This is a genomic window from Oerskovia flava (assembly GCF_026163685.1).
Taxonomy (GTDB): Bacteria; Actinomycetota; Actinomycetes; order Actinomycetales; family Cellulomonadaceae; genus Oerskovia_A; species Oerskovia_A flava.
In genome coordinates this window covers 189,124-210,109 of record NZ_JAOXSR010000003.1, presented here as the reverse complement: position 1 = coordinate 210,109, position 20,986 = coordinate 189,124, and the positions used below count along the sequence as shown (strand labels likewise).

Annotated in this window: 16 protein-coding genes; 9 read left to right on the top strand and 7 right to left on the bottom strand. The window is 73.5% G+C overall.

The features are described from left to right. The first annotated feature begins 38 nt into the window (after positions 1-38). From OHL10_RS07895 to OHL10_RS07880, 4 genes are all read left to right on the top strand, one after another. Positions 39-1,847 (top strand): pyruvate dehydrogenase, encoded by a 1,809-nt coding sequence (locus OHL10_RS07895; protein WP_265521653.1) that lies wholly within the window; start codon positions 39-41, stop codon positions 1,845-1,847. 72 nt (positions 1,848-1,919) lie between these two features. Beyond that, positions 1,920-2,933, top strand: a complete 1,014-nt coding sequence (locus OHL10_RS07890) for a phosphotransferase family protein (RefSeq protein WP_265521652.1) — start codon at positions 1,920-1,922, stop codon at positions 2,931-2,933. Between the two features lie 185 nt (positions 2,934-3,118). Further along, entirely contained in the window at positions 3,119-3,589 is a 471-nt protein-coding gene (locus OHL10_RS07885) for an NfeD family protein (RefSeq protein ID WP_265521651.1), read from the top strand. A gap of 81 nt (positions 3,590-3,670) precedes the next feature. After that, a complete protein-coding gene (locus OHL10_RS07880; protein ID WP_265521650.1) occupies positions 3,671-5,155 on the top strand; it encodes a flotillin family protein in 1,485 nt (494 codons plus the stop codon). Between the two features lie 68 nt (positions 5,156-5,223). On the opposite strand, the gene OHL10_RS07875 is transcribed toward OHL10_RS07880, so the two are convergent. Further along, positions 5,224-6,027: a GAP family protein gene (locus tag OHL10_RS07875; RefSeq protein ID WP_265521649.1), complete on the bottom strand. Its 804-nt coding sequence runs from the start codon at positions 6,025-6,027 to the stop codon at positions 5,224-5,226. Positions 6,028-6,165: 138 nt separating this feature from the next. On the opposite strand from OHL10_RS07875, the gene OHL10_RS07870 reads away from it, so the two are divergent. Both OHL10_RS07870 and OHL10_RS07865 read left to right on the top strand, forming a co-directional pair. Next, complete coding sequence (locus OHL10_RS07870; RefSeq protein ID WP_265521648.1) at positions 6,166-7,506, top strand: sensor histidine kinase; 1,341 nt, start codon at positions 6,166-6,168, stop codon at positions 7,504-7,506. Further along, positions 7,503-8,231, top strand: coding sequence for a response regulator (locus OHL10_RS07865; RefSeq protein ID WP_265521647.1), 729 nt, complete (start codon positions 7,503-7,505; stop codon positions 8,229-8,231). Before OHL10_RS07870 ends, OHL10_RS07865 begins: the two co-directional genes overlap by 4 nt. Before the next feature lie 37 nt (positions 8,232-8,268). Here the strand turns inward: OHL10_RS07865 and OHL10_RS07860 are convergent, their stop codons facing one another. Together OHL10_RS07860 and OHL10_RS07855 are read right to left on the bottom strand one after the other, a co-directional pair. Further along, on the bottom strand, positions 8,269-9,768 hold the full coding sequence (locus OHL10_RS07860) for a sugar porter family MFS transporter (RefSeq protein WP_265521646.1): 1,500 nt from the start codon (positions 9,766-9,768) through the stop codon (positions 8,269-8,271). 101 nt (positions 9,769-9,869) lie between these two features. Next, entirely contained in the window at positions 9,870-10,562 is a 693-nt protein-coding gene (locus OHL10_RS07855; RefSeq protein WP_265521645.1) for a FadR/GntR family transcriptional regulator, read from the bottom strand. A 242-nt stretch (positions 10,563-10,804) separates the two neighbouring features. Between OHL10_RS07855 and OHL10_RS07850 the strand changes: the two genes are divergently transcribed. Next, a complete protein-coding gene (locus OHL10_RS07850) occupies positions 10,805-11,281 on the top strand; it encodes a gluconokinase (protein WP_265521757.1) in 477 nt (158 codons plus the stop codon). Between the two features lie 45 nt (positions 11,282-11,326). Next, positions 11,327-12,709: a GntP family permease gene (locus OHL10_RS07845; protein ID WP_265521644.1), complete on the top strand. Its 1,383-nt coding sequence runs from the start codon at positions 11,327-11,329 to the stop codon at positions 12,707-12,709. On the opposite strand, the gene OHL10_RS07840 is transcribed toward OHL10_RS07845, so the two are convergent. The 3 genes from OHL10_RS07840 to OHL10_RS07830 all read right to left on the bottom strand — a co-directional run bounded on the left by OHL10_RS07840 (position 12,696) and on the right by OHL10_RS07830 (position 18,084). Further along, a complete protein-coding gene (locus OHL10_RS07840) occupies positions 12,696-15,179 on the bottom strand; it encodes an AAA family ATPase (RefSeq protein WP_265521643.1) in 2,484 nt (827 codons plus the stop codon). The genes OHL10_RS07845 and OHL10_RS07840 overlap by 14 nt on opposite strands. 156 nt (positions 15,180-15,335) lie before the next feature. Next, entirely contained in the window at positions 15,336-16,739 is a 1,404-nt protein-coding gene (locus OHL10_RS07835) for a hypothetical protein (protein ID WP_265521642.1), read from the bottom strand. A gap of 85 nt (positions 16,740-16,824) precedes the next feature. Then, entirely contained in the window at positions 16,825-18,084 is a 1,260-nt protein-coding gene (locus tag OHL10_RS07830; protein ID WP_265521641.1) for a hypothetical protein, read from the bottom strand. A 120-nt stretch (positions 18,085-18,204) separates the two neighbouring features. Between OHL10_RS07830 and OHL10_RS07825 the strand changes: the two genes are divergently transcribed. Then, positions 18,205-19,182, top strand: coding sequence for an LLM class flavin-dependent oxidoreductase (locus OHL10_RS07825; RefSeq protein ID WP_265521640.1), 978 nt, complete (start codon positions 18,205-18,207; stop codon positions 19,180-19,182). Between the two features lie 61 nt (positions 19,183-19,243). Here the strand turns inward: OHL10_RS07825 and OHL10_RS18625 are convergent, their stop codons facing one another. Next, the gene (locus tag OHL10_RS18625; RefSeq protein ID WP_322645530.1) at positions 19,244-20,953 is read right to left on the bottom strand and encodes an acyltransferase; all 1,710 of its coding nucleotides are present in this window, start codon (positions 20,951-20,953) and stop codon (positions 19,244-19,246) included. Positions 20,954-20,986 lie beyond the last annotated feature (33 nt).

Here is a 20,986-nt window from a genome sequence, read left to right as displayed (position 1 = left end):
ATGGGAGACGTCCCGTCCCCAGTTCGTGGAGGTACGTCATGCCCTTCGGAATCGGTCGTTCACCCCAGGACCAGCGCGACCGGACGGTCGCGGACCTGCTCGTCGCCCAGCTCATCGAGGCGGGGGTCCGGCGCATCTACGGGATCGTGGGCGACAGCCTCAACCCGATCGTGGACGCGGTCCGACGCTCGAACTCCGGCGACCGCGAGGGCCAGGGCATCGAGTGGGTGCACGTGCGCCACGAGGAGGCGGCCGCGTTCGCCGCCGCGGGCGAGGCCGAGGTCACGGGCAGCCTGGCGGTGTGCGCCGGGTCGTGCGGGCCGGGCAACCTGCACCTCATCAACGGGCTCTACGACGCGAACCGCTCGAAGGTCCCCGTGCTCGCGATCGCGAGCCACATCCCCAGCGCGCAGATCGGGACGAGCTTCTTCCAGGAGACGCACCCGGACCGCCTGTTCACCGAGTGCTCGGTCTACTCGGAGCTGATCTCCTCCGCCCAGCAGGCGCCGCGCGTCATCGCCTCGGCGATCCACCACGCCCTCGGTGGACCCGGCGTCGCGGTGCTGACCCTGCCGGGCGACGTCGCGGACCTGGACGCACCCGCCCCTGTGGCGGACCTCGCGTGCCGCCCGTACGCGCCGACGTCGGTCCCGGACCCGCGCGCCGTGCAGGAGCTGGCCGAGGCGATCGACGCCGCCAAGAAGGTCACGATCTTCGCGGGCGTCGGGGTCCGCGGCGCGCACGACGACGTCCTCGCCCTCGCGGACAAGATCGCCGCCCCCGTGGGCCACTCGCTGCGCGGCAAGGAGTGGATCCAGTACGACAACCCGTTCGACGTCGGGATGTCCGGCCTCCTCGGCTACGGCGCCGCGCACGACGCCCTCCACGAGGCGGACCTCGTCGTGCTGCTCGGCACCGACTTCCCCTACGACCAGTTCCTGCCCGACGACGTCCGCACCGCCCAGGTGGACGTCGACCCCACCCACCTGGGTCGCCGCACGCGTCTCGACGTCGCGGTGGTCGGCGACGCGGGAGCCACCGTGCGTGCGCTGCTGCCGCTGGTGAAGAAGGCGAAGAGCCGCGCGTTCCTCGACCGCATGCGGGCGAAGCACGAGAAGGCGATGTCGGGCGTCGTCGGTGCCTACACGAAGAAGGTCGAGACGCACACGCCGATCCACCCCGAGTACGTGGCCGACGTCCTCGACCAGGTCGCGTCCGACGACGCCGTGTTCACCGTCGACACGGGCATGTGCAACGTGTGGGCCGCGCGCTACATCACCCCGAACGGGCGCCGCCGGGTCATCGGCTCGTTCCTGCACGGGTCCATGGCCAACGCCGTCCCGCACGCGATCGGCGTGGCCGCCGCGGCCCAGGGTGAGGGTCGTGACCGCCAGGTGATCGCCATGGCGGGCGACGGCGGGCTCGCGATGCTGCTCGGCGAGCTCATCACCATCAGGCAGTACGCGCTGCCCGTGAAGATCGTGCTGTTCGACAACGCCAGCCTCGGCATGGTGCGACTCGAGATGCTCGTCGACGGCTTGCCGGCGTTCGGGACGGAGTCCCCGTCGGTCGACTACGCGGCCGTCGCCACCGCGATCGGCATACCCGCGGTGCGGGTCGAGAACCCGAAGGACGTGCGCGGCGCGCTCGAGGGTGCGCTCTCCCGCCCCGGGCCCGCCCTCGTCGACATCGTCACCGACCCGCGGGCCCTGTCCCTCCCACCGACCATCACCGCGGGCCAGGTCCGCGGCTTCGCCGCCGCGATGAGCAAGGAGATCCTCGGCGGCGGCATGGGCGAGGTCGTGTCGATGGCACGGTCGAACCTCCGCAACGTCCCGAGGCCCTGACGAGCAGCCTCCCGCCCTGTCACGGGCGCTGGCACCGGTGACAGGCCGAGCACGACGCCCTACGCTCGGCACGTGCTCACGAAGACTGCGGTCGGCGACGACCAGCTCGCGGCCCTGCTCGACCCGGTGGGTCAGGTGGAGCGGAGCGCGCCGCTCGCCGGTGGCATGTTCGCCGCGACGTTCCGCGCGGACCTCACCGACGGCCGGCGGGTGGTCGTCAAGGTCACGCCGGCGGACACCTCGCGCCTGCTGCGCTACGAGCACGGGATCCTCGGGACGGAGGAGGCGGTGTACCGCCGGGCCGGCGACCGCCCCGACCTGCTCATGCCCCGCGTCCTGCACGCCGACCGTACGCGCACGCACGTGGACGGCGACGCGCTCGTCGTGACGTTCCTCGACGGTGAGGTGTGGAACGGGCTCGGCCTCGACGAGGCCACCGACGCCGCGGCCCGCCGCGACCTCGGCGCCTACATGGCCCGCCTGCACACCGTCACCGGGGACGCCTTCGGGTACCCCGCGCCGGAGTCGGGCCTGGCGGCCCGCACCTGGCCGGAGGCCTTCGCGCGTATGGTCGCGGCGCTCCGGCAGGACGCGGACCGCTGGGACGTGCACCTCCCCCTCGACCGTCTGCACGACGTCGCGGCGCACCATCACACGGCTCTCGCCGAGGTCCGGGTCCCCCACCTGGTGCACGCGGACCTGTGGCCGGGCAACGTGCTCCTCGACCCGGTCGCCCGGACCGTCGCGGGTGTGGTCGACGCCGAGCGCGCCCTGTGGGGAGACCCGCTCTACGAGCTCGTCGGCGCGGACCAGCTCGGCATCGGACCGGTCGACCCGGACCTCGCGGCCGGCTACCGCGAGGCGGGCGGGACGCTGCCGGTGAGCGCCGCCGTCGGCGGGCCGGAGCGGCCCGGGGCGAGCACGCTCGCCTCCCCGGACGTGCGGCTGCTGCTGTACCGCGCGTACTTCGCGGCGGTCCTCGCGGTCGAGGTGGTCCCCCGGGCGTACGAGGGCGACTGGGTCGCCGGGTACCGCGACACGGCGCGGGCGAACCTCCACGTGATGCTCGACCAGCTCGAGCGCTGACGCAGGTGTCCACGAGCCGAGAACGGGGGAGTTGTCCCCATGGTCACCCCTGAACGTCGGCACCTCGTCACGATAGAGTTCGGTCGCGTTCACGAGAGCACCAAGCGAACCGCTTGCTCGTCGCACGCACCGGACACCGCGCACCGGCGCCCACCCGCGCACCGCGCCCGACGACAGGGGGCACCTTGCTCACGTTCATCATCATCGGCAGCATCGGCCTCGCGCTCGTCGTGCTGTCCCTGCTCGTGGGCGAGCTCTTCGAGCTCGGGGACGGCGCGGTCTCCGGCACCTCGCTCGGTGTCGGCGCGATCGTCTACGGCTCGATCGGTGCCATCGTGGCGGCCAACGGCCTCCCGATGTGGCTCGCCTACGCGGGCTCCGCGGTCGTCGCGATCGTCGCCGTCCTGCTCGTGCAGGTCCTCATCAAGCGGCTGAAGGACACCGAGGACGGCGTGCCCGTCTCGCTCGTCGGAATCCAGGGCGTCGCCACGACGGCGATCGACCCCTCCCGCGGGGAGGTCTCGCTCGACGCCGCGCACGAGCTCGAGCGCCGCCTCGCCTGGTCGGACGAGCCGGTCCCCGAGGGCGCGCGCGTCGTCGTCGTGGAGCAGTCCGGGTCGCGGGTGCGCGTCCGGCAGCACTTCCCGAACGACTGAGCACCCGCCCCACCGCAGCACCTCACCACCCGCACGCCGCACCGCGGCGCCCACGAAAGGAGCAGCGCCTCCGCGCTGACCATGACCGACGACTCCAACTTCATCACCACGATCGCCGTCGTGGCGCTCATCGTCGCGTTCTTCGCGATCGTCATCTTCATCTCCAAGCGCATCCGGCGGGTCCCGCCGAACGAGGCGCTGATCATCGTCGGCCGCGGCGCGGGCCGCAAGGAGGCCTCGGGCACCGGCCAGAAGGTCGTCGTCGGCGGCCGGACGTTCGTGTGGCCGATCCTGCAGCAGGGCTTCTCGATCTCCCTCGAGCAGCGCCAGATCGGCATCACCGTCGAGGGTGTGGACAAGAACCGCATCAAGATCGCCATCAAGGCGTCGATCAACTTCAAGGTCCGTGGTGACGAGGAGGGCGTGCGCCGTGCCGGCCAGCGCTTCCTCTCCCAGCAGGGCACGCTCACCGAGATCATCAAGGAGTCCCTCGAGGGCTCGCTGCGCTCCATCGTCGGCGACATGACGATCGAGCAGATCATCTCGGACCGCAAGGGCCTGTCCGACCGCGTCGTCGACTCGACGAAGACGGACCTCTCCGAGCAGGGCCTCCAGGTCGACCTGCTCAACATCTCCGACATCTCGACGCCCGGCTCCGACTACCTGGCGAACCTCGGGCGCGCCGAGAACGCCCGCGCCCGCCAGGTCGCCGAGGTCTCCGAGGCCGAGGCGCAGCGGGCGTCCGAGTTCGCGGCCATCGAGGCGGCCGAGCAGATCGCCGAGCGGCAGAAGGCTCTCGACCTCAAGCGCGCCATCATCAAGGCCGACACCGACCGCGCCAACGCCGAGGCCGACGCCTCCGGTCAGCTCGCCCGCGCGGAGCAGGACCGCCTGGTCGCCCAGCAGGAGCGCGAGGCTCTCGCCGAGCAGGCCCGCGTGACGCAGGAGAAGCTCGACATCGAGATCCGCAAGCCGGCCGAGGCCAAGGCGTACGCCGAGGTCCAGGACGCGAACGCACGCCGTGACGCCACCAACGCCTCGACCGAGGCCGAGGCGTACAAGCGCACCACGATCGCCGAGGCGAACAAGACCGCGGCGATCCAGGACGCCGAGGCGTCGGCCGAGGCCGTGCGCCGTTCGGGTGAGGCCGAGCGTGACCGTCAGGTCGCCCTGGCCGCCGGTATCCGTGCCGAGGGTGAGGCCCGCGCGGCCGCGACCGAGGCCGAGGGTCGTGCCGAGGCCATCGCCACGGACGCCAAGGCCGAGGCGCTCAAGAAGTACGGCGAGGCAGCTCTCGTCCAGGAGCTCATCGAGCGCCTGCCGGAGATCGTCCGCGCCGCCGCCGAGCCGATCAGCAAGATCCAGGGCATGACCGTCATCTCGACCGACGGCGCGTCCGCGATCACGAAGAACGTCGCGTCGGTGCTGGGCGAGGGCCAGGAGGTCGTCAAGCAGCTCACCGGTGTCGACATCAACCAGCTCATCGCCGGGCTCGCGGGCAGCACGCTCCCGGGCGCGAGCAAGCCCGCGTCGACGGGCACGAACGGGTCCGCAACGCAGAGCTGACGTCCCCCGAGCATGTGGCTGTGGCCCGTCCGGAGCTCCGGGCGGGCCACAGTCGCATGCTCGACCGGTCAGCCTGTCCACCCGAGGCGGCCGAACGCGTCGAGAGTGAGCAGCACCCCCACGATCCCGAGCACCCAGCCGGTCATGCCCGCGGCGTTGCGGGTCAACCAGCGGTCCAGCCGGTGCAGGAAGGGGTCGACGAGCCGGGCGGCGAGCAGGCGGGCGGCGAGCAGCACGAGCGCCGGCAGGACCATGACGACGCAGTAGGCCGCGAGCACAGCAGCGGAGCCCGGCCACCCGATGCCCGACGACGTCACGAGGCCGATCGCGGCGAGGTACGGCAGCATCGTGGCCACCTCGAGCGCGACCGCGGTCAGCGCCAGCCCCAGCAGCGGGAGGATCGAGGTCCGTGTCTGCACCCGGGGCGCTCCCCCGCCCGCTCCCCCGGCACCGCCCGCGGGTGCGGCGCCGAGCGCCCGCTCGCGCCACCGGGAGAGGCGCCCCGAGCCCGCCTGCCGGGCGCGCGCCCGCTTGCCGTCGACGCGGAAGCTCAGCGCGAACAACCCGATCCCCAGCACGAGCTGCCCGATCAGGACCGGCCTCGTCTCGAGCACGTCACCGAACCGGTCGAGGAACGCGCCCGCACCCAGCAGCACGACGACACCCACCCCGAGGTACGCCGCCGCGACCGTGGCGAGGTAGGCGAGGACCCGGCCGGCCCGCAGCCGCCCGGGCGCCAGGAGCAACCACACGGGGATCAGGAGCGTCCCGAAGCTCGTGGAGTCGATCAGCGCCAGCACGACGAGCACACCGGCGAGCGCGGCGAGGCCGGCCCCCGGTCCGCCGAGAGGAAGGTCCACCAGGAGGTTCATGACCCGACCTTCCCCTCCAGGGCCCGCCGCCGTCGTCGGCCGAAGGACGGACCCTCCCGCCCCGACGCGAGCCCGGCCGGATCCCCCGTCCTCCCTTCGGCCGATCCCCTCCAGGGCCCGCTGTGCTGAGATGGACAGGTGTGGCGCACCGAGGATCACCGCAAGGACGTGCTCACGGCCGTCGTGACGTTCGCCCTGGGATGGTTGCTCCACCAGGTGGGGCTCGTCGACCTCGTCGACGGCCCCGACCCGCTCGGCACCGTCGACCCAGAGCCCTGGTGGCACCTGCTGCTGCTCGCCGCCGGGTGCTCGCTCCTGCTCGTCAAGCGGTCCCGGCCGATGCTGGCGCTCGGCGCCGGGCTCCTGCTGATGGGCGTCGACCTGTGGTGGGGCGGCAGCCTTGCCATGATGCTCGTCCTCTGGGACCTGCTGTACGCCGCGGCCCTGTGGTCGAGCCCGACGGCGCGCGCCTGGCTGTGGGGGTCGGCTGTCGCCGTCACGGTCGTCACCTCGGTCGCCGCCGGCGAGGCCTCGCGCGACGTGCGCTCCTTCGTCTTCACGGGCCTGCAGCTCGGTGCCGTCCTGCTGGTGCCGCTGTGGTGGGCGACGAACGTGCGCCAGAAGAGCGAGCTCGCCGAGCTGGAGCGCGAGCGCGCGGATCTCGCGGCGCTGGCCGCCGCGACCGCAGCCCGTGAGGTCGGACTCGAGCGCGCCCGGGCCGCCGACCTCGAACGCCTGGGCGAGCTCGACCGCCAGGAGGCCGTCCAGATGGAGCGCGCGGCGATGGCCCGCGACCTGCACGACGTCATCGCGTCGCACCTGTCCGCCATCGCGATCCACTCCGGGGCCGCGCTCGCCGCGCCGCCCACCGCCGCACGGGACCGGGCGGCGCTCGAGCAGGTCCGGACGAGCGCCGTCGCCTCCCTCGAGGAGATGCGCTCGATGATCCTCCTCCTGCGCACCGACGCCCGGCGCGACGAACGCGCGGACCCCGTCGCGGCACCGGGCCGGATCGGCCGGATCGATGCGGTGCTCGACGCCGCCCGGGCCACCGGGGCGCAGGTCCACCTCGACGACTCCGACGGTGTGACGACCGCGGCCCTGCCCGCCGCGGCGGACCAGGCGCTGCACCGCATCACGCAGGAGGCGCTGACGAACGCCGTCAAGCACGCACCGGGCGCAGCGGTCGCCGTGCGGCTGCGGCACGAGGGAGCGCCCGACGGACCGGGCACCGGCGGGGAGGGCGGGCGTATCGTCCTGGTCGTTCGCAACGACGCACCCGGTGTCCACGACCCGCTCGTCGACCCGTCCCTCAGCGCGAGGACCGGCATGCTGACGATGCGTGAGCGGGCCGAGGGTCTGGGCGGCACCTTGGAGGCCGGCGCCGCACCGGACGGCGGCTGGTGCGTCCGCGCGACGATCCCCGTCCCGGCTCGCCTGGGCACCGCGACCGACACCGTGACCGAGAAGGCGCCGTGACCCCCGGCGTCGCGTACGGCACGGACCGTGCCGTACGCGTGCTCGTCGCCGACGACCACGCCGCGATCCGCGCCGGCCTGCGGCTGCTGCTCGACGCGGCCGACGACATCGAGGTCGTCGGGGAGGCGGCCGACGGCTCGGCTGCCGTAGCGAACGCGCGCGCCCTGCGTCCCGACGTCGTCCTCATGGACCTGCGGATGCCCGGCACCGACGGCATCGAGGCGACGCGCACCATCACCGCGGAGGGCACCGGCGAGGTCCTCGTCCTCACGACGTTCGACCTCGACGAGTACGTCGACGGTGCGCTGCGCGCCGGGGCCGCCGGGTTCCTGCTCAAGACCGCCGAGCCGGCCGCGCTGCTCGACGCCGTCCGCCGGGTCGCGCGCGGCGACGGCGTCCTCGCACCCGAGGTCACGCGCCGCGTCCTCGCCTCCTATACCGCCGAGCGCACGGGGTCGCCGTCGCACGCGGGCACAGCAGCGGACGGGACGGCGCCAGGCAGTGGCAGCGGGACCGCGGCCTCGTCGCGGATCGCAGACCTGACACCGCGGGAGGTCGACGTGCTGCGGGTGCTCGGCCGGGGGCTGTCGAACCAGGCCATCGCCACCGAGCTGTTCATCACCGAGGCCACCGCGAAGACGCACGTGTCGCGCATCCTCGCGAAGCTGGGGGTCGTCTCCCGGATGCAGGCCGCGATCGTCGCCCGCGACGAGGGCCTCGCCTGACCCGTGCTCGCGGCACGGGTCAGGCGAAGTTCGCCGTTCAGGCGGGCTCGACGATCTTGCCGCGCTTGATGATCGCGTCGTCGCGCATGTCCTCGAGCTCTTGACCTCGGGTCTCCGGGATCTTGCTGAAGACGAAGAAGAACGACAGCAGCGCGAAGAAGGCATACAGCCCGTAGGCGAACGTCAGGCCCAGGTCCGAGAGCGCGGGGAAGGTCGTCGAGACGGCGAAGTTCGCGATCCACTGGGCTGCCGCCGCGACCGCGAGCGCGCTCGCGCGGATCCGGTTGGGGAACATCTCTCCGAGCAGCACCCAGACCACCGGACCCCAGGACGCCCCGAAGAACACGACGAAGGCGTTCGCGGCGACGAGTGCGACGGTCGCCCACGCGCCGTCGAGAGTGGCCGACGTCGTGCCGTCCGCGGCGGTCTCGAGCGTCGCGTTCGAGAACGCGATCGCCATGAGCCCGAGCGAGACGAACATGCCGGACGACCCGATGAGCAGCAGCAGCCGACGTCCGATCTTGTCGATGAGCATGATCGCGACGACGGTCACGACGATGTTCGTCACGGACGTGATGACGGTGATGGTGAGCGCGTCGCTCTCGGTGAAGCCGACGGACCGCCACAGCGTCGTGGAGTAGTAGAAGATCACGTTGATGCCGACGAACTGCTGGAAGACGGACAGCAGGATGCCGGACCACACGATCGGCTTGAGGCCGAGACGTTTGCCGCGCAGGTCGTGCAGGGACGCCTTCTTGTCGGACTTCAGGGACCGTTCGATCTCCTCGATCTTGTGCGTCACGTCAGAGACGCCGGTGAAGTCCCGCAGGACGTGCGCCGCGCGTTCGATCTCACCCTTGCCGACGAGATAGCGGGGCGACTCGGGCAGTCGCAGGGCGAAGGCGCCGTAGGCGATCGCCGGGACGGCCTCGGCCATGAACATCCACCGCCACGCCTCCTGACCGAGCCACAGCGTGTTGGCAGCGCCGCCCGCGCTCTCCGCGAGCCAGGCGTCCGAGAGCAGGGCGACGAAGATTCCGGTGACGATCGCGAGCTGCTGGAGCGAGCCCAGCCGCCCGCGCACGCGCGCGGGCGAGACCTCGGCGATGTAGGCGGGGGCGATGACGGAGGCCGCACCGACACCCAGGCCACCGATCACCCGCCAGAGGATGAGGTCGCCGACGCCGAACGCGAGCCCGGACCCGATCGCGGAGAGAAGGAACAGGCTCGCCGCGATCAGCATGACCTTGACGCGCCCGAGCTTGTTCGCGAGCGGTCCGGCGAACCAGGCGCCGACAGCACAGCCGATGAGCGCGGAGGAGACCGCGAAGCCCTTGAGCCCGGCGTTGAGGGAGAACTCGTCGGCGAGGGCGTCGACCGCTCCGTTGATGACGGCCGTGTCGAAGCCGAAGAGGAACCCGCCGAGCGCCGCGGCGAGACAGATGCCGATGACCCGGGCGTTGAGCCGGGACGTTGCCGTCGGGTCAGGGCCTGAGCCCGGTCCGGAGCTGCTGTGCGTCCCGCTGCCTGTGCTCATGAGGGGTCTCCCGTCGGCCGTGACATCACCTTCGACACTAGTGACGGCCGCACCTGCCCGCTCGTCGAACGCGCGGGCCCCGACCGGGCCGGACGCGCGGCTCAGGGCAGCGGATCGAGCGCGGTGCGGACCTCGCCGACGAGCCGGGCCATCGCGGCCTCGGCGCGCACCGGGTCCGCGGCGGAGACAGCACGCGCGACCTCCTCGTGGAGGGCGAGCGCCTCGTCGACCGGCTCGTGCGGCATCAGCCCGAGATGGGTGCGGCCGGCGAGGACCGCCGCGACGACGCCGGTCAGTGCGGCGAACATCTCGTTGCCGCTCGACCGCAGCAGCACCGCGTGCATCCGGACGTCGAGCTCGAGGAACTCCTCGAGCCGGCCGGCCTCTCCCAGCTCGCGCATGCGGTCGGCGAGCGACAAGAGCTCGGCGCGGGCGTCGTCGGTGGCGTGGCGGGCCGCCCCGGCCGCGGCGAGCGGTTCGACGGCGCAGCGCAGCTCGGTGAGGGTGCGCAGCTGGTCGACACGTCCCGGGCCGGCGAGCCGCCAGCGGATCACCCGCGGGTCGAGCACGTTCCAGTCGTCGGCGGGCAGGACGACGATCCCCACCCGGCGACGTGAGCGCACCATGCCTAGGCTCTCCAGCATGCGCATGACCTCGCGCGTGACGGTGCGGGAGACGCCGAACTCCGCCCCGATCGACTCGAGGGTCAGTGTGCTACCCGCAGGAGCGACCCCGCTCGCGATGCGCTCGCCGAGCGCGTCCAGGACCGGGGTATGCAGCACGGTCGCAGTCATGCGACGAGAGTACGGCTCCTGGATTGGTCGCACCATTGGCTTGCCAAAGGTGTCACCAATGGTTCATGCTCGATCGCGCACCTGGACACCGCCGTCACGACACCGCCGTCACACCGCATCGCAGAGAGCGAAGACCCATGGACGCAGACGTCACCCCGTACGCCGAGGCAACGCCCGACCTCCTCGACACCCGCACCACCGGTGCCGCGCTCGAACCCGGCGCACCCGAGCACCTCGTGGTCATGGGCGTCGCCGGGTCCGGCAAGACCACCGTCGCCGCACTGCTCGCCGAACGCACCGGCCGGCCCTACGCCGAGGCCGACGAGTTCCACCCGCAGGCCAACATCGACAAGATGTCCGCCGGCACCCCGCTGACCGACCAGGACCGCTGGCCCTGGCTCGAGCAGATGCGGGACTGGCTCACGGAGCAGGCCGACGCGGGGACCTCCGCCGTCGTCACCTGCTCGGCACTGCGCCGCAGCTACCGCGACCTGCTGCGCGAGGCGCACGGGCGCGTGCGGTTCGTGCACCTCGCCGGGACGGTCGAGATGATCGCCGAGCGGATGCAGCGCCGGACCGGACACTTCATGCCGCCGTCGCTGCTCCCGTCCCAGCTCGCCACCCTCGAACCCCTCGACGACGACGAGGACGGGCTGACGATCGACGTCCGGCTCACCCCGGAAGAGATCGTCCGACAGGTCCTCGACGCCCGCGCCTGAACCGCAGCACCCGCCCGCCTGTACCCACCCGTCGATGGAGACCTCATGCCACCCGAAGACTGGACCCAGACGCTCACCGCCGGCCCGCTGCTCGCCATCGCCGCCGGCGCGATCGCCGTCCTGCTCGTGCTCATCATCAAGCTGCGCGTGCACGCGTTCCTCGCGCTGATCCTCGTCAGCCTCCTCACCGCGCTCGCCGCCGGGCTCCCCACCGGGTCGGTGGTCGAGATCCTCACGGCCGGGTTCGGCAGCACGCTCGCCGGCGTCGCGCTCCTCGTCGGGCTCGGCGCGATGCTCGGTCGGCTGGTCGAGACGAGCGGCGGCGCCCAGGTCATGGCCGACTCGCTCATCAACCGCTTCGGCGAGAAGCGCGCGCCCCTGGCCCTCGGTGTGGCCTCCCTGATCTTCGGGTTCCCCATCTTCTTCGACGCCGGCCTCGTCGTGATGCTGCCGATCGTCTTCTCCGTCGCGCGCCGCCTCGGCGGGTCGCTGCTCCTCTACGGGCTCACCGTCGCCGGTGCGTTCTCGGTGATGCACATCTTCGTGCCGCCCCACCCCGGTCCGGTCGCGGCGTCCGAGTTCCTCGGCGCGAACATCGGCGTCGTCATCGCGCTCGGGCTCGTCATCGCGGTCCCCACCTGGTATGTCACCTGCTACCTCTTCGCCCGCTGGGCCGGTCGCCGGTTCGTGCTGCCCGTCCCGGACCTGCTGGGCCGCGCCGACGACGACCAGATCGCGAACCCGCCGGCGTTCCGCACGGTCATCCTCCTGCTGCTGCTGCCCCTCGTGCTGATCTTCGCGAACACCGGCCTCGACGCCGCCGCCGTGGCCGGACTCGTCGACCGCGAGAGCCTCGTCGTGCAGGCCCTGCGCGCCATCGGAGCGACGCCTGTCGCGCTGCTCATCACCGTCCTGGTCGCCTCCTGGGTGCTCGGACGCCGCCGTGGCGTGAGCGGCACCGCGCTCGAGAAGACCCTCGACTCGGCACTCGGCCCCGTCGCCTCCGTCATCCTCATCACCGGTGCCGGTGGCATGTTCGGCGGCGTCCTGCGGGCTACGGGCATCGGCGACGCCCTGGCCGACGTGCTCTCCGACCTCGGCCTCCCCGTCATCGTCGCTGGCTTCCTCGTCGCGGCGATCCTGCGCGTCGCCCAGGGCTCCGCGACCGTCGCCCTGACGACCGCAGCGGGACTCATCGCCCCGGCCGTCGCCGCCGGCGGGTACGGCGCGGTGGAGCTCGCCGCGATCGTCCTCGCGGTCGCCGCCGGGTCCGTCGTCCTCAGCCACGTCAACGACTCAGGGTTCTGGCTCGTCGGCCGGTTCTTCGACATGGACGTCAAGACGACCCTGCGCACGTGGACCGTCATGGAGACTGCGATCGGTGTCATGGGCTTCGCGCTCGCCTGGTTGGCGTTCACGCTCGCCTGACGGCGAGCACGTCCCCGACGAGCCGACGCTCGCACGCCGCCGCGACGACCTGGCGCAACCACGGCGAGTGCGTCCCGTCGTGGAGGTGCTGCGCGATCTCGACGTACCGCCCCTCGTCGGCGTCCGGGTCGCAGAACGCCGCACCCACCGCGGCGACGAGCGGCGCCGCCGCACCGAGCACCTCCGGCGAGGAGGTGACCGCTGCGCGGTGCCGCTTCGCGTCGTCGGGCCGCCCGCGAGCGACGAGCGCGTCGACGAGGAGCACGCTCGTCGCGGCCCGCACCTCGTGCTCGCCGCGGTGGGCCGGCACACCCGGCACGTCGCACGAGCGCCACGCCCGCAGCAGGTCCTGGAGCGCGGGCTCGGACCGCCCGCACGCGAGGTGCCACCAGCCGCGGGCGAGCAGAACCCTCGCCTGCGCCGGCCCGACGTCGGCCGCTCGCAGCCAGGTCTGCGCCACCACCTCGACGTGGTCGGGCACCCACGCCCCGGCGGACGCCGCCGTCTCGAACCAGAGGGCCACCCGGCGTCCCGTCGCGAACCGCCCGAGCGAGACGGACGCGTCGAGCTCCTGCAGCACGGACCGCAGCGCATAGGGCTGACCCCCGGCGCGCAGCGCCTCGCAGCCCGCGATCGCCAGGAGCAGCCGCGTGGTCGCCGAGACACGTTCGCGCGAGACCGCGCCGAGCGCCTGCGACGCCTCGGCGCTGTGCCCGGATCGCAGCAGGTCGCACACCCGCACGACGAGCTCGTAGTCCGTGCGGAACCCCCGGACCCGGGTGTCGCGCATCGCCCTGGCCGAGTGGTCGTCTGGGGTGATCTGCTGGCCGAGGAGCTGGTGCACGGCGAGATCGTGCCGCGACATCGGGGACATCCCCTCGGTGACGGCGAGGAAGTCGCTCGCGTCGTCGAGGCGGTCCGCCAGGACGCACATCTGCGCGACCTCGTAGGCGAACCCGAGCGTCTCCTCAGGCTCGGTCCCGGCGTGCTCACGGCACAGCCGGTGCGCGAGGTCGACCGGGACGTCGCCGCTCACGAGGGTCGACGCGATGACGTGGACCCGCCCGATCCGCAGCCGCTCCGGCGACGGCGGCAGCCTCGGCAGCGAACGCGCACTGAGCACGACGGCGTCGTCGAGGTGACCCCGCTCGAACGCGACACGTGCCTCGAGGACGGCGAGCCGCGCGCGGTGGCGCACCGCGACGTGCCGCGCACCGAGGTCAAGGAGCTCTCGGGCACGACGGCCCTCGCCCTGCGCGAGCGCCTCCTCGGCCGACCGGAGCACATCGTCCGCCAGCTCCGGGGTGTGCGGTGACGCGGCGGCACGGCGCAGCCGCGTCGACTCCGCGTCCTCCATCCCCGCGCACTCGGTGAGCACCCTGTGGTGGACCGCCGCGACGTCGTCGGGCGTCATGCGCTCACGCAGCAGCCCTCGCACCAGCTCGGACGTGAGCCGGACCCGTCCGCCGCGGACGGTCAGCACCCCCGGCGGGACCTGGCAGACGGACGGCCAGCGCGAGCCTTCCGCGAGAAGGTCGGCGATCGCGAGGTCGAGGCGGCCGACGGCCGCGACCACGCGCAGGAGCGGCAGGTGGACGGTCGGGACGCGGTCCAACCGGCGGCGCGCCGTGGCGCGCGCGACCGGACCGAGCGGCAGCGGGTCCCGCAGGGAACCCGTCCCGTGCAGGGGGGCGGTGCCGAGCGACCCGAGGATCTCGTCCACCACGGCGAGGCTCCCCTCCCCCGCCCGCAGGACCTCCCGAACGACCTCGTCCGGCACGTGCACCCCCCGCGTGCGCAGGGCCGCCTCGGCGACGTGCCGCTGCCGGGCGGGCGCCAACGGCACCCGGGACCATCCATGGAGCTCCGGCACCCTGCTGCCGGCGAGCGCCGTCGCCACGACCCCGCACCCGAGCGCCGCACCGTGCGTGGCGAGCAGCGCCAGCACTCGGCGCCCGTCCGGGTCCGTGTGCTCGACGTCGTCGATGAGCACCCAGCACGGCGTGGCCTCGCCTTCGACCTGGTCGGGGGTCAGGGCCGGCTCCTGCGAGAGCGTGCCGGTCTTGGTGCTGTCGGCCGCGTCGGCGAGCTCCAGCAGGCGCGGATGCACGGCGGCGCCGTGGCGGGCCGCGTCCGCCAGCTGACGAGCGACGCTGCGCGCGAGCCGCAGCGGCGCGCCGTCGGTCGGGCGCGCCGACACCCGTACCACGACGCCGTCGAGGCTCGCCGCGAACCTGCTGAGGAGGGTCGTGCGGCCCGACCCTTCCGGACCGACGACGAGGACTCCCACCTGCGACGTCGTCGGCCGGGCGCACGCGACCTCCCGGAGCGCGTCGAGCTCGACGGTGCGCAGCTCTGTCCAGACCTGGTGCGGTGGCGCGGAGACGAGACCGCGACCACGGGCTCCGTGCGGGGGGCCGTCGTCGTACCGACGGTCTCGGGAACGACGACGAGGTGAACCGTTCGACATAGCAGCACCCTTGCTCTGCGGAGGCAGCTTCAGGGCCGGCGCGGCGATCCCGCGACGGCTGTTGTGAGGTGGGGCGCGACCGGGCGCAGTGGCGCGGTCGGCCGGGAGGCCGGGCCGTCCGGGGTGACCCGGACGGCCCGGCGAACGGCGGCTCCGTCAGCCGCGGAGTCGCGTCTCGTAGGCCGCGGGGTCCGCGGTCCACGACCGACGACGCAGCGCACGCGTCGCCAGACCCATGGCCAGGAACATCCCGGCCATGAGCAGGAGACCCATGTCCGAGCTACCCGTCGTGGCGAGCGCGCCGGGCGCGGCCTGCGCACCCGCCGTGGCCGCTCCGCTCGCGCTCGTCGCGCCCGAGCCGGAGGCGAGACCGGAACCGACGCCAGAGCCGGCGTTACCTGAACCGGCACCCGGGACCACCACGTTGACCACGGGGGTCGTCGTTCCCGGGGTCGTCGGGTCGGACGGGTCGGTGGGGTCCGTCGGGTCCGTCGGGTCCGTCGGGTCCGTGGGATCCGTGGGATCCGTCGGGTCCGTGGGATCCGTCGGGTCCGTGGGATCCGTCGGGTCCGTGGGATCCGTCGGGTCCGTGGGATCCGTCGGGTCGGTCGGGTCGGTCGGCACGAGCGCCGCCGCGCATCCGGCCGAGGCGTCGCCCAGCAGGCCCACGGCGAGGCAGGAGACGTCGACAGGGACCGTCACCGGCACGTTCAGGTCGATGCTGGGCAGGACGCCCAGCAGACCGTCACCGTCGAGCAGACCGTCCAGGTCCAGCACGCCGTCGAGGTCGAGCAGCCCGTCCCCGGCGAGGAGGTCGTCGAGGTCCAGTCCGCCACCCAGGAGCCCGTCGGAGCCGCCGGTCGCGCCTGCACCGACGACCGCGTCACCCAGCACACCGACAGCGATGTCCGACACATTCACCGGAACCGTGATCGGTGCGTTCACCGACACGTCCGAACCCGACGCCGACCCCTCAGCCGGCTCCTGCGCAGGCCCGTCCGAGCCTCCGCCGGAGGACCCGACCACGGCGTCACCCAGCACACCGACAGCGATGTCCGACACATTCACCGGAACCGTGATCGGTGCGTTCACCGACACGTCCGAACCCGACGCCGACCCCTCAGCCGGCTCCTCAGCGGGCTCCTCAGCGGGCTCCTGCGAGCCCGACTCCACGGCAGCGTCACCCAGGACGGCGACCGCGACGTCCGACACGTTCACCGGAACCGTGATCGGGGCATTCACCGAGACGTCAGCCGGCTCGGGCACAGGCGCAGGCGCCGGGGACGGGGCCGGCTCGGAAGCCGGTGCGCTCTCGACCGTGGCGTCCCCGAGGACCGCCACCGCGACGTCGTTCACGTCGACGGGCACGGTGACGGGGGCGTCGACCGCGATGTCGGGCAGGACGTCCGCGACCTCGCTGAGCGAGACGTCGACCGACAGGTCGAGCTCGATGTCTCCGAGGAGCTCGCCCTCGGATGCGTGGGCCGCTGTGGCCCCTGCGACCAGCAGGCCGCCTGTGACGAGCGCTGTCCTCAGCGCACGCCTGATGAAAGTAGACATGAGTGATCTCTCCTTGCTCGAGGTGGAGGCACGCCCGGAGGGCTGTGCCGAAGGCGTTCCGCGCGCGGGGCGCGGGACGTCCACCTCAGGCAGGAGAGACGGGGACCTCGACGAGGGTTCGGGGAAGACGCAGTCGGCGGGCAGCGACGGGGAGCCACCAGGGTCCGGCCATCGCGAGGAGGCCCGCGGCGACGAGGAGGGCCGTGTCGGCTCCGGCGCCACCGCGCTGGGAGGAGCTCAACGAGCCCCCACCGAGCGAGGCGCCGAGCTGGGCCGGGTCGCCGAGCGGCGAGGCGGCGCGGAGCGTGCCGGACCAGCCTGCCGAGATCTGGGCAGAGCTGTCGCTCACGACGGCAGCCGACGGCATCAGGGCGCCGATCGCCGTCGGGCCTGCTCCTGGTGCGGTGCCGCCGAGGATGCCGACGGAGGGTGGGGTGACCCCGACGTCGCGAGCCGGAGGCGGTCCGGCCGCACGGGGGGCCGCCACGACCGCACCGGCGCCGGCACCGGCCACCGAGACGATCTCCGGCAGCACGGGGGCGAGTCCCGGGGCGGGCTGCGGGACGCCAGGTGTCAGGAGGTCGTCCACCGGCGGGACTGCGGGAGTCACGGCGTCGAGCACGGGCGGGAGGGCCGGGTGCACCAGGTCGACGACGGGGTTCACGACCGGTTGGACCACGCCCAGGACCGGGTCGAGCACCGGGCCGACCGCACCCAGGACGGGGTCCGTCACAGGCTTGACCGCGCCGAGGACCGGGTCGAGCACCGGCGCCAGCGGCCCGCTCACGCCACCCACGACCGGCGCCACGGCCTCCAGCAGGGGGTCTGTCACCGGCGCGACGGACGTCGTCACGGGGGCGACGACGTCGGCGACGATCGGCTCGACGACCCCGGTGACGGGCTTCGTCACGGTCTCCACGACCGGAGCGACGGCCTCCACCACGGGTGCGACCGGCTCGACCACCTTCTCGACGACCGGCGCAGCGGGCTTCGTCACCGGCTCGACGACCTTCTCGACGACCGGCTTCGTGACAGGCTCGACGACCTTCTCGACGACGGGGGCGACAGGCTTGGTCGCCTTCTCCACGACCGGCACCACGACGTCCTTGACGACGGGCTCCAGGACAGGTTCGACGACGACGTCCTTGACGGTGTCCGTCACCGGTGCCAGCACCTTGCCCAGTCCCAGCGGGTCCTTCTCCGCGGCGGTGGCGCCGCCGGCGAGAGCGATGCTCCCGGCCAGGCCGAGCCCCAGGCCGGCTCCGAGGAACAGGCCGCGCGCCAGCCAGCGCCGCGTCCGGGTAACCCCCGCTGCGGCGACCGTGGCGTCGCTCGACCCCTGCATGCCCGTCCAATCAGTGCTCGGATGAGACGTGTGACACACAGTAGGTGCGGCGCCGCAGGCCCGCCAACCGGCGAGCCGATTTCACCCGCACCGGACGTTCGACCGGGTAGATTTGCCGTCGTGACCACACCCACCACCACCCCCCGCACAGGCGCCGTCGGCGTGATGCTCCCCCGGGACCTGCCCCGCGACCAGGTCCTGCCGTTCGCGCGCCGCGCCGAAGCGCTCGGCTTCGACGAGGTCTGGATCGTCGAGGACCTGGGATTCCGCGGTGGCATCGCCCAGGCGGCCGCGGTGCTGGCGAGCACGGCTCGCGTCCGTGTGGGGATCGGCCTCCTGCCCGTCGGGGCGCGCAACGTGGCCTTCGCGGCCATGGAGCTCGCGAGCCTCGCCGAGCTCTTCCCGGGCCGGGTCGACGCGGGCGTCGGCCACGGCATGCCGGGCTGGATGCGCTCGGTCGGCGCCTGGCCCGCGAGCCCCTTGACCCTGCTCGAGGAGTACGTCACCACGCTCCGGTCGCTGCTGGGCGGCACGAGCGTCGACGTCGCCGGCCGGTACGTGCAGGTCGACGGGGTCGCGCTCGACCCGGCCACCGTCCCGCCCGTCCCGCCGTCCCTGCTCCTGGGTGTCCGCGGCCCGCGCTCGCTCGCGCTGTCCGGCCGCGTCGCGGACGGCACGATCCTCGCCGAGCCGACGACCCCCGAGTACGCCCGTGCCGCGTTGCGCGCGATCGACGCGCCGGCTGCGCACAGCCTGGTCGCCTACAACGTCGCCGCGGTCTCCGACGACGAGGGCGCCGCCCTCGCGCAGGCCCGCGAGGGTCTCGCGTGGATCGGCGAACCCGACTGGCGTCCGCACATCGACCCGCTGCCCTTCGCGGACGAGTTCGCCGCTCTGCGAGCGGCGTGCGCTACCCGGGAGGAGTTCGTCGAGCGCCTCCCGGACGCCTGGGTACGACGGCTCGCCGTCGCGGGCACCCCGCCGCAGGCTCGGGCCACGATCGACGCGCTCTTCGCCGCCGGGGTGACGAGCGCCGTCCTCACACCGCTCGGCGCCGACCGCATCGCGGCCCTCGACTCGCTGGCCACCGTGCTCTGAGAGCTCGCGCGTAGTGGTGCTCTGAGAGCTCGCGCGCAGCGGCGCGCCGGGGAGCTCGCGCTCAGCGGCGCGACGCCTGGCCGACGTCGCGTGGCGCGGCGGCATGGATGCCGCGCGGTGTGTACCCCAGGACACCCGAGCGGCCGAGCAGGTCGGCCGCGTACCAGGCGGTCGCGAGCCACATCTCGGTGCCCTGGAGGCTCGGGGCGCCCTCCGGCACACCCGACGACGTCCCTCCGGCGCCCGTGCGCGGGCCCGCGGGGGCGAAGGCCAGGCCCTCGGGTGCCCACTGCCCGGTGACGCCCTGGAGCACCTGGCGCGCGACCGCGTCGACGGCATCGACGCGGTAGCCGTCGGCGCCGCAGCGGCGCGCCCACCAGAGCAGGTGGACGACGTCGAGCGCGTCGCAGGCGGTCACGCGCGAGCCGTCGAGGACTCCCGTCGCGGCGTGTCGGAGGACGGTGTCGGTCAGCTCGCGCCCGAGCCCGACGTGGGACCCCCACTGGGCGAACGTGCCGCGCACCAGGCGGTAGGTCCCGTTGACGGGCTCACGCCACCCGTCCTGTGCGCGAGGAGAACCCCACAGCCCGGTGACCGGGTCGCGATGCTCCACGAGCCATCCCACCAGCGCCTCGCGGGCGCCGGCGGGGACGAGAGCGCCGATCTCGCGCGCCCAGGTGAGCGCGGTGCCGACCGTGTCGACCGTCGACCCTGCACCCCAGGCGTTCGACGACCACGACAGCTCCTCGAGCAGCGCGGTCACCTCGTCGGCCTGCGCACCGGTGTACGGGACGGCCGGGAGCCGGGCGCCGAGAAGGTCGAGCGCATAACCCACGCACAGCACGTGGTAGGCGCCGGGACCACCCGGCCACGCGCCGTCGGGCACCCCGTCGTCGGGCTCCCCGCCGGGCAGCCCGCCGCTCCCCGCGTCCGTGACCAGGCCGAGCTCGGGGACCCAGCCCGTGGGTCCCACCAGGCCGCGCAGCCGCGCGACGTGCTCGTCGCGCGAGAGCTGCGCCGGCACGACGCCCGCGAGCGCCGCGAGCTCGACCGCGTCGCAGTGGGCCCGCACCGTGGGCGGCACGCCCGGGGCGTCGCGGTAGCGGTGGCCGTCGAAGGCCCGCTCCAGCAACGCCGGGATGCCGGCGAGCGCCGCCGACCCGAACGCCTCCAGGCGACGACCCAGGTCGTCGGGTGCGGCGGGCTTCTCGCCGGTGCGGCGGTCGCGCACGACGCGCGCGGGGTTGCCGACGGCCACGGCGTACGCGGGGACGTCGCGGGTCACGACCGCGCCGGCACCGATGACGGCGTGCGCACCGACGGTGACGCCGTCGAGCACGATGACGTGGCTGCCGATCCACACGTCGTCGCCGATCGTGATGCCCCGCGAGGTCAGACCCTGCCGGAACACCGGCACATCCGTCCGGTCGAACGCGTGGTCGAACCCGAGGATGCTCGTGTGGCTGCCGATCCGGACCGCGTCGCCGATCCGGACGAGGCCGCGCACCGCGGCGGAGACGTTGACCGAGCAGTCGGCGCCGATCGTCACGTCGCCCGTGACGTGCGTGTGCGCGGCGAGGTAGCTGCGGTCGCCGAGCGCGAAGGACTCCACGTCGACGTCGGCGAGACCCGACACGACGCACCCGTCCCCGACCGGGTGGCCCGCGTCCCGCAGGGCACGGACCCGGTCGTCGTTCGCCGCGCGCTGCTCCGGCGTCGCGGTCGAGTCGAAGGACCAGGGGGCGAAGTCGGGGGTCAGGGCTCCGGGCACGGCGTCCACTGTTCCACAGCGCGCGCCGGCGGC

Bases quoted from the DNA above. Each gene is read 5' to 3' on its own strand.
- OHL10_RS07850 (WP_265521757.1), top strand. From the start codon at position 10,805: ATGGGCGTCGCCGGGTCCGGCAAGACCACCGTCGCCGCACTGCTCGCC.
- OHL10_RS07880 (WP_265521650.1), top strand. From the start codon at position 3,671: ATGACCGACGACTCCAACTTCATCACCACGATCGCCGTCGTGGCGCTC.
- OHL10_RS07840 (WP_265521643.1), bottom strand. From the start codon at position 15,179: ATGTCGAACGGTTCACCTCGTCGTCGTTCCCGAGACCGTCGGTACGAC.
- OHL10_RS07855 (WP_265521645.1), bottom strand. From the start codon at position 10,562: ATGACTGCGACCGTGCTGCATACCCCGGTCCTGGACGCGCTCGGCGAG.
- OHL10_RS07830 (WP_265521641.1), bottom strand. From the start codon at position 18,084: ATGCAGGGGTCGAGCGACGCCACGGTCGCCGCAGCGGGGGTTACCCGG.
- OHL10_RS07875 (WP_265521649.1), bottom strand. From the start codon at position 6,027: ATGAACCTCCTGGTGGACCTTCCTCTCGGCGGACCGGGGGCCGGCCTC.
- OHL10_RS07895 (WP_265521653.1), top strand. From the start codon at position 39: ATGCCCTTCGGAATCGGTCGTTCACCCCAGGACCAGCGCGACCGGACG.
- OHL10_RS07835 (WP_265521642.1), bottom strand. From the start codon at position 16,739: ATGTCTACTTTCATCAGGCGTGCGCTGAGGACAGCGCTCGTCACAGGC.
- OHL10_RS07860 (WP_265521646.1), bottom strand. From the start codon at position 9,768: ATGAGCACAGGCAGCGGGACGCACAGCAGCTCCGGACCGGGCTCAGGC.
- OHL10_RS07845 (WP_265521644.1), top strand. From the start codon at position 11,327: ATGCCACCCGAAGACTGGACCCAGACGCTCACCGCCGGCCCGCTGCTC.